Below are 5,698 nucleotides of genomic sequence, written 5' to 3' on the forward strand. Positions count from 1 at the left end.
GGACGGACTATCGACGCCGGAGCGAAAGCCGCCAGTTCCGGGACGCGTCCCGGAACTGGCGGCAGCAGCGACAACTAGGGAATTTTCGATGCCCACAATCAGGGAATATTCATTGCCCGATGACAGACGTGATATCTCGAAACCATCCTCACCGTGATCATCTGGATCGCCAGCTGTTTCAACCGCGAGGACGACGCCCTTCTTTCCTTCCAATGCGGCCCTCAGGTATGGGGCCAAGACATCGGTTTGAAGGGCCGAAGTTCCAACCCACCCGCGGCCGACCATGTCGATGAAGTGCGTTGGGGTGAAGTGTCGTCGACCGAAAGTCTCCGCATAGACGATTGTCCCTCCCTTTTTGCCCCTAGCGGCCGGTGTCTTTACCAGCCGTTTCCAGTAGCTCAAGGGAACGTAGATGCCCGGCACATGGCCCTTGGCATCATGGGATAGAAGCTTGCTGCAGAATTTGAGAAAGAATGGGGTCCGCACCGAAGCGATATCCGTCACAACTTTCGTCAACCGCGACCGCACCGAGCGTCGCCAACGCCGTCTCCATTCGCGCGATCTCCGCGTCCAGCTGAGCGTCCGGCCTGTAGCCATCCTCACCGTCAACGCCAGAGAACATCTTGTATTGCACGAAAACGACCGACTTCAGCGTCTCGTTCACGTAAATGAGGTCGGTTCCGAGTTGCCTCTCAAGTGGCAGCTTGTTCGCCAGAATAATGGTGAGATTCGTGTCACCATTTGTGAACAGCTTCGCGGGATAGCGCTGGCGCCTGATGAACTGCCAGTCTTTGTCAGCTTGGTCCAGATCCTGCAGGATCGCCAGGTCCTCTATCGTTATTACATTGTCGTCGCTGTCGAAGATTGACCTCACACCTTCCGCTCCATCCTCGCCGGGTTGGGGCGAGATTGTTAGTTGCTGCTTGGGAATTCGTGCAATTTCGAGCGATGTGACGACTGCATCTCGTTGATAGGCCCAATTTGTCTTAGCGCGGGTCGGCGTGGGGTCCGGAGGAGGCGGCCGACGATCCACCAAACCCTCCGTGATCTTGGACGCATCGACCTGACGCAACGCCTTAATGATTAAGTCGAAGGCTGACGCCGACATGTGGCCACCGAGGAGCGCCTGCTTCGCGCGCCACGCCTGCGTGCCTTCGAGTTTCGCTTTGATCGCCGCAATACGCACGGGTTTCGTAAATGGCATAACGTTCCAGAGGTCCAGCTTGCCCTTTCCGGACTCCGCCGGGTAATAGACAACGCTACGTGCTACATGCGTAAAAAACCCCTTTTTCGTGCTGATAAAGCAGAGCATCCAGCGCCTGCGAAGTGCCGCTGGAACTTTCGGAACAGCTTGGCTGCAGGTGCTCTGTGCATCGAGATCAATCTCAAGCTCCTTTAACCGCTCCGCTGAGATCAGAAGCACGTATCCGTGTTCCGGAACCCAGGTGTAGCGGGCTTCAAGATATTGATTTCCTGGCGGCGGCAATGATTTGTCCTCTATTCAGATCGGACTCAAATGCAGCGAAGTATCACATATGGGACATCTTATACTCAGCAAAAACATCTACAACTCGCTACAAAGTGCCGGCGGCATCGTGGTCATGCGCCATTCCAACGCGACATAAGGCATGGTGCAGCTTAGGGCGGACTGTCTGGAAATGGGGCGGTCGTTGGATGGAGTAAGGCTGGATAACCCCACTTTAAAGGTAAGTCGTTGATTTTATTATCAGGCGTTATCGCATCACGGTGAAGCGTGGGCGTGCGGGCGCGCCTTCATTGAGTTGGTATAGCTCCTTCAATCCCTGTTCTCGGACGTGCAGGAGGCGGGCCAATTCTTGCATAGTATAGCCGAGCGCGTCGGTATGGACGCGTAACATGGTCGAGATGACGGAAGGTCGCTCCGGCTCAAAATCCAATTCCGGCGGCTCTCGAAGGCGAAGGCGCCGAGCGCTGATCTGCTTCCAGAGATATTGGGATTGATTCCTTGTGATGAGTTCCAATGACGTGGCCCTCATCAGCAGAGCCTGCATCGCGACTTTCCATTCCGGCTTGAGCGCAGCCAAAAGAGCGAGATCGATCCGCCGTCCCACAAAATAAGGCCTGATATCCTGCGCCGGCATCAACAATGCGGACGCGAAGGCATTCGCCTCTTCCTCCATCTGAGGTGAGGGGAAGCGGTGCATGACCAAATGCCCCAGCTCGTGCGCCAAGGTGAAGCGCAAGCGATCCCCTGGTTGCTCGCTGTTGAGCACGATCAGCGGTGGTAAGCCTGGGGTTGCGAAGGTTACACCGCTGACAGCCGCGCCGCCGAGCGGAGAATGAGCAACCAATACCCCAGCTCGCTCGACCAGCGAGGTCAAATCTTTGATCGGACCCCGAGGCACCTTCCAGTGGGCGCGTATCAAAGCGGCAACATGCTCAGGCGTGCCGAAGTCCTCGATGTCGAGGCGCGGCAGCTCGTTGGCATGGGTGTACTCAGCTCCGTCTAGAAGCCGGCGTATGTGCATCACCCGGATATTGAGTTCTGCGACGATCGCGTCCATCTCGCGGATGCCCACATCGGCCTTGCGGCGCCACATCGGGTGAACGCTCACAGGGGCTCCGTAGACTGGGTCTGTCAGAGTAAAGAAGGACTTTGGGAGGTCATAGGCCGCCTCGGCGCGCAGGATGATTTCGTCTCTGGGTTCAACGAAACCGTTCTCAATGCGCGATAGCAGCGATTGGTCAATGCCCAAAAGCGCAGCTGCTTCCGTTTGTTGGAATCCCTTTCGCTGCCGCGCGATGCGCAGCATTGCGCCGTTGGCCTGCATCGGATCACTCGCCGGTTTCGGGCTTGTCGATGGGCTTCCTCGGGCGCACCAAAGAAGAACTCTCCGGGTCTGGCGCGCGCGTCGGGAGTGGCACGACTACACCGCTCTCCTCGCCGAATATCGGATAACTCCAAAGCTTGCTATGACGGTCACGTTTGGTCACCGATACGGCTGCAACCTTGGTCGCAAGCCTGTCCAAGGTATAGCACACTTCAACCTTGAAAATCTCCGGAACAAGATCTGGGATCTTCAATTGAGGGTCAATGAATTCCAGCACCGCCTGAGTTTCAATGTTGGATCCGATGCCTTTCGAATTGGCCTTTTTGAAGCGGATGAGAACCTGGTCGCGGAACAGAAATTTCACCGTCTGGCCCTTGGGAAGGACATGGATGTCGGCGTCTCCGTCAAACTCCTCAAGCGCTTGGCGTTTGATGAAATCGAACATAATGGAGGCGCGAGAACGCGCGGAAAGTACCCCCTTCTTCGGCATCTCAAGCCATTCGGCCCAGGCCTACTCGAGGACGGAACGGAGCCGAAACTCAAAGTTGGAGAGGATCGAACGAACCTTGTCTTGCTCGGTCATGACGAATCGCCTGCTGATCAGAACCAAGCTGTGACATGGCGTTTTCCTAAACGCAATGATTTTTATGCATAAGCTATGATTCGCGCCCCTCGGCGAACTTCGATGGCGCGGCGACAACACCATCCCAGGCACAGAAAAGCCCGCCAGCGCGAGCCGGCGGGCTGTACGTTTTGGGTTTATTAGCGGATAACCGGTACGCTTTTTATGTCATTGTTATCAATGACGTAGGGACCGCGACGCGAGTCCGGCCTCTCCAAGACGCTATTCACTGCGTCTCGCATAATTTCACTGAGCTGGTCTTTTCTTGACTGGGCGGAGATTTCCGAACTCGTACGACTGTTCGTTTCGACCATGCTTTACCCTCCAGCAAGTTTTGCGACTCGATGATACATCAGCTATCACAAGGGTCCTACGACAATAAAAGGGAGCGACAAAAGTTCCTTTGGGGGGATAAATGGGCAACACTGTCACGGTCGATGATCCAGAACTGGTGATCGGGCTGGTCGGTCCGATCGGAGTTAACCTCGACGCTATTGCGGGCTTTCTGGCGAACTCTCTGAAGGCCGTCTCGTACGAAACTCAGGTTATCCACATCACAAGAGTGATGCGCGACCTGATCCCACACATGGAGGTGGATGAAGAAACATACGGCGCGCGCTACCGTTCTCTGATCGCGAATTCGGACAAAGTCCGGCGCGATGTGAATAACCAGGCGGCTTTAGCGTGTTTGGCGATCAGCGAGATACGACGGCTGCGCCAAGAGTTGCAACCTCACCTCGATCCCAAAGAGGCCCGCGAAACCCCGCTGCACCGAACTGCTTTCGTCATTAGACAATTCAAGCGTGAGGAGGAAATCGCACTTCTCCGCCAAGTGTATGGTCGAAAATTCGTTCAGATTTCCGTTTTTTCTGACCAACACGAACGCCGCTCGCAGCTCGTCCGCAAAATCAAAGAATTTGGTACTGGGACAATCGAAGATGGCGAAGCCGAAAAAGAGGCGATCGACCTGATTTCGATCGATCACAATGAGGTCGATGACGAGTACGGCCAGAGGGTGTCCGACGTCTTTCACCGTGGCGACGTTTTCGTCAGGGGCGAAGACAACAAGGGTTCTGCTGATACCGTGGACCGGTTCATCAAGGCCTTCTTCGGCCACAATAGCTTTTCCCCTACCAAAACTGAATACGGCATGTACGCTGCTGCGGGAGCAGCCCTTCGGTCCTTAGATCTTTCGCGCCAGGTTGGTGCTGCCGTTTTCTCCAAAAATGGCGAGGTAATTACCCTCGGGTGCAACGAAGTGCCGAAGCCGTTTGGCGGGACCTATTGGTGCGACGACGTCGGTGAAAAGCATCGCGACTTTGAGGAAGGTGCGGACGGCAACCAAAGTCGAAAAATCCGTGTGGTAGACGACCTCGTCGAGAGAATGGGAAAACTGGGCTTCCTATCTGACAAGCTACTCGCTAGTGGGTCCACTCACAAACAGGTTCGCCGGTTGATGTCAGAGCGGTCCATTGCCGAATCCAAGGTCATGGATTTGATCGAATTTGGCAGAATTATCCACGCAGAGATGTCCGCTGTTACCGACGCTGCCAGGCTTGGCAAGCCGTTGGCCGGCGCAATCCTTTTCTGCACCACGTTCCCCTGTCACATGTGCGCAAAACACATCGTCTCGGCTGGTATCAACAGGGTCGTATTTTTGGAGCCCTACCCCAAAAGCCATGCCAAGGACCTTCATTCGGACTCAATAACCTTTTCGCCGTCGGAGAGAGAGACGAAGGTTCTTTTTGAGCCTTTCATAGGGATCTCACCACGACGATACCGCGACATTTTCGAAAAGAAAAAGCGGAAAGATTCGTCGGGCAAGGCGAGCCAGTGGGCAGATGGAAAACCAGTGCCGAGAGTCGAGGATCGAAGCTCCGCCTATATTGAAAACGAAGAGCCGGCCATATCCCTGGTGACAGCCAAAATTCTGGCCTTGGCCGCTGAGTAGGGGGCTGCTGCTAACAGCTCTTCCTTCACTGGCTTCAGAATGATGACTGCCATGAAGGCCTCCCTTGGTTGGTCGTCCGTGAACAATGAAGCTCGTCACCCGGTCCGGGCTTAGGCGAGGTCAAATCCTAGCCCCGCCGGTACGGCATTCCGTTGGAATCGGGCCTAAGCTCGCGTCCGAGCGTTGAGTTCTGCCACCGCTCTCTCCGGCAACAAGCGCCAGAGTACGCCCGGAAAGAGCAGCGGTCTTTTGATTCAAGCTATTCCGAGGGATGACCGCTTCCGACCATCCCGCCAGCCATTGTCGAGCCAAGAC

5 protein-coding genes are annotated in these 5,698 nt (G+C 55.5%); 1 reads left to right on the top strand and 4 read right to left on the bottom strand.

Annotated elements, in window-relative coordinates:
* From EOA85_RS38205 to EOA85_RS25860, 4 genes are all read right to left on the bottom strand, one after another.
* Window positions 1-213 (bottom strand): hypothetical protein (locus EOA85_RS38205; RefSeq protein ID WP_206523367.1); only part of this gene is annotated, 213 nt, incomplete at its 3' end.
* Between the two features lie 223 nt (window positions 214-436).
* Entirely contained in the window at window positions 437-1,486 is a 1,050-nt protein-coding gene (locus EOA85_RS25850) for a hypothetical protein (RefSeq protein WP_127211656.1), read from the bottom strand.
* Between the two features lie 247 nt (window positions 1,487-1,733).
* On the bottom strand, window positions 1,734-2,810 hold the full coding sequence (locus EOA85_RS25855; protein WP_127211657.1) for an XRE family transcriptional regulator: 1,077 nt from the start codon (window positions 2,808-2,810) through the stop codon (window positions 1,734-1,736).
* Between the two features lie 4 nt (window positions 2,811-2,814).
* A complete protein-coding gene (locus tag EOA85_RS25860) occupies window positions 2,815-3,300 on the bottom strand; it encodes a hypothetical protein (RefSeq protein ID WP_127211658.1) in 486 nt (161 codons plus the stop codon).
* 547 nt (window positions 3,301-3,847) lie between these two features.
* On the opposite strand from EOA85_RS25860, the gene EOA85_RS25865 reads away from it, so the two are divergent.
* Entirely contained in the window at window positions 3,848-5,383 is a 1,536-nt protein-coding gene (locus EOA85_RS25865) for an anti-phage dCTP deaminase (RefSeq protein WP_127211659.1), read from the top strand.
* Window positions 5,384-5,698 lie beyond the last annotated feature (315 nt).

It is taken from the genome of Mesorhizobium sp. M5C.F.Ca.IN.020.29.1.1 (genome assembly GCF_003997375.1).
Taxonomy (GTDB): Bacteria; Pseudomonadota; Alphaproteobacteria; order Rhizobiales; family Rhizobiaceae; genus Mesorhizobium; species Mesorhizobium wenxiniae.

Coding starts and splice junctions, on each gene's coding strand:
- EOA85_RS25855 (WP_127211657.1), bottom strand. CDS start 2,810: ATGCAGGCCAACGGCGCAATGCTGCGCATCGCGCGGCAGCGAAAGGGA.
- EOA85_RS25860 (WP_127211658.1), bottom strand. CDS start 3,300: ATGCCGAAGAAGGGGGTACTTTCCGCGCGTTCTCGCGCCTCCATTATG.
- EOA85_RS25865 (WP_127211659.1), top strand. CDS start 3,848: ATGGGCAACACTGTCACGGTCGATGATCCAGAACTGGTGATCGGGCTG.